The organism is Streptomyces sp. NPDC007162 (assembly GCF_040634175.1).
Lineage (GTDB): Bacteria > Actinomycetota > Actinomycetes > Streptomycetales > Streptomycetaceae > Streptomyces.
The window spans coordinates 1-2,153 of record NZ_JBEYFC010000896.1 but is presented as its reverse complement, the minus strand read 5'-3'; the positions used below and the strand labels follow the sequence as shown (position 1 = coordinate 2,153).

Here is a 2,153-nt window from a genome sequence, read left to right as displayed (position 1 = left end):
GCACGGGCTCAGAAACGCGCTGTGCCGGTGCGTCCTTGGAACCCGACTGTGCCCGCACGCTGGCGTCACAGCGATCGAGGGAGACGCGGGATGAGCGGCGCAGGAGGCATCACCACCCTGGTTGTCCATGAGGGCGGCACGGCGGTGGTGGGCGTCTTCGGTGAACTGGACCAGTTCACCGGTCCGGAACTGTGCCCTGTCCTGGCTGAATGTCTAGATCAACGGCCGGTCCGGCTGCTGCTGGACCTGGCCGGAGTGTCGTTCTGCGACGCGGCCGGCCTCACGGCCTTGGTAGCGGCCAGAGGCGGTGCCTTACAGGCCGGGGCGGAATTCGCTCTGACCGGCGTCCAGCCGGTTCTGCTTCGCGTGCTTGCGATCACGGGCCTCGACGCCTTGTTCGTACTGCGACCACAGCACGGTCCCGCTGCCAGTTCCAACCCTGCTTCCTGACACCCTGTCGGCGCTCGCTCGAAAGCCGCGCCGCCGAGCAGCGCCAGCGGCTGCGGACAGGTCAGCTGTGAGGGTTCGGACGGGCGGACGGTACGGCCCTGCGCAACGACCGCTGTCGGCTCAGGGGTACTGGCCCCGCCATGCGTCCTAGCGCCTGAGCGGAGTCCGATTCACCGTTCGCTCAGGGAGCAGGCATGGGTGCAGGATGGCGGGGTAGGCGCGCTGTCGTCGGCCGTTTCGGCAGGCAGCAGCGGTGAGATCGATCGTGGGAGGGTATCAGCATGGCGCCCAGCACGCTGGCAACGCACACCCGGACGGCCGAGTTGCCGGAGGTCGTCGATCCTTCCCAGGTGGCGCCCAAGGACGCTCGCGAGCTGTCCAAGCTCTTCTTCCAGCAGCTGGCGGTGCTGGAAGAGGGCACCGCGGAGTACAGCTACGCCCGGAACACGCTGATCGAGATGAACATGTCCCTGGTCCGCTACGCGGCCGGCCGGTTCCGCAGCCGGGGGCCGGAGGAGATGGAGGACATCGTCCAGGTGGGCATGATTGGCCTGATCAAGGCCATCGACCGGTTCGAGCTGTCACGCGAGGTGGAGTTCACCTCCTTCGCCATCCCCTACGTCGTCGGCGAGATCAAGCGCTTCTTCCGCGACACGACCTGGGCCGTGCACGTGCCGCGCCGGCTGCAGGAGGCCCGCGTCCAGCTCGCCAAGGCGACCGAGGAACTGCGCAGCCGCCTCGACCGTGACCCGACGGTCAAGGAGCTGTCGGAGCTGATGAGCCTGTCCGAGGACGAGGTCCGCGAGGCCCGCCTGGCTTCCAACGGTTACAACTCCTCCTCCCTGGACGCCACGCTCAACGGGAGCGAGGACGGCGAGGCCGCGCTCCAGGACTTCATCGGGACCGAGGACACGGCTCTGGAGCTGGTGGAGGACTTCCATGCCCTCGCACCCATGATCGCCGAGCTCGACGAGCGCGACCGGCAGCTCATTCACATGAGGTTCGTGGAGGAGCTCACCCAGGCCCAGATCGGCGAACGTCTGGGTGTTTCGCAGATGCACGTCTCGCGACTGCTGTCCCGGTGCCTGGCCCGGCTGCGCGAAGGCATGCTCATGACCGGCTGAGCCTATTAGCGGTACCCCTCTTGATGCCCGCCATGGCCGTGGCGGGCATTAGCCATGCTCAATTCGTCCGGCTGGCGGAGGTCAGACGGCAAGTGCCTCGCGCAGGGTTGGGTGGCAGGGGATGACCTCGGGGATACCGACGATCCCGAGGGTCTCGGAGACAGCGCGGCTCGGTGCGGCGAGTCGCAGACGGCCGCCGTGGCGCTGCGCGGTGTGATGGGCGGTGATGAGAGCGTTGATGCCGCTGGAGTCCATGAAGGTGACGCCGCTGAGATCCACCACCGTCACCTGAGCGGCAGCGTCATCAGCGTTCAGGGCATTCAGCAGCTGCGGAGCACTGTCGAGATCGATCTCGCCGCACGCCGTGACCACCCGGACGCCCCTGGTATGGCTCAGGTTGATCGACAGACGCGCATTTCCTGCAGAACGGTTGTCCGCCATAGTCCCTCAGCACCTCAGCAAGTGTCGGTGACGCCGTACCCAGCACTTCCTCGATGTGGATCTGCTCGCGCATGGTACTGGTACTGCACCCGGATGGCCCTGCCACCCACAGGTACATGTTGCGCGTGCGCGGTACCC

At 66.9% G+C, this 2,153-nt stretch carries 3 protein-coding genes; 2 read left to right on the top strand and 1 reads right to left on the bottom strand.

The window, feature by feature from the left end; all coding sequences use genetic code 11:
- The first annotated feature begins 90 nt into the window (after positions 1-90).
- Positions 91-450 carry an STAS domain-containing protein gene (locus ABZ646_RS45530; RefSeq protein WP_360533374.1) on the top strand — a complete coding sequence of 120 codons (360 nt, stop codon included), beginning with the start codon at positions 91-93 and terminating at the stop codon, positions 448-450.
- Positions 451-731: 281 nt separating this feature from the next.
- Positions 732-1,574 (top strand): RNA polymerase sigma factor SigF, encoded by an 843-nt coding sequence (locus tag ABZ646_RS45525; protein ID WP_360533371.1) that lies wholly within the window; start codon positions 732-734, stop codon positions 1,572-1,574.
- An 81-nt stretch (positions 1,575-1,655) separates the two neighbouring features.
- Here ABZ646_RS45525 and ABZ646_RS45520 read toward each other — a convergent pair whose 3' ends face one another.
- On the bottom strand, positions 1,656-2,015 hold the full coding sequence (locus ABZ646_RS45520) for an STAS domain-containing protein (RefSeq protein WP_360533368.1): 360 nt from the start codon (positions 2,013-2,015) through the stop codon (positions 1,656-1,658).
- Between the last annotated feature and the right edge of the window lie 138 nt (positions 2,016-2,153).

Coding starts and splice junctions, on each gene's coding strand:
- ABZ646_RS45530 (WP_360533374.1), top strand. CDS start 91: ATGAGCGGCGCAGGAGGCATCACCACCCTGGTTGTCCATGAGGGCGGC.
- ABZ646_RS45525 (WP_360533371.1), top strand. CDS start 732: ATGGCGCCCAGCACGCTGGCAACGCACACCCGGACGGCCGAGTTGCCG.
- ABZ646_RS45520 (WP_360533368.1), bottom strand. CDS start 2,015: ATGGCGGACAACCGTTCTGCAGGAAATGCGCGTCTGTCGATCAACCTG.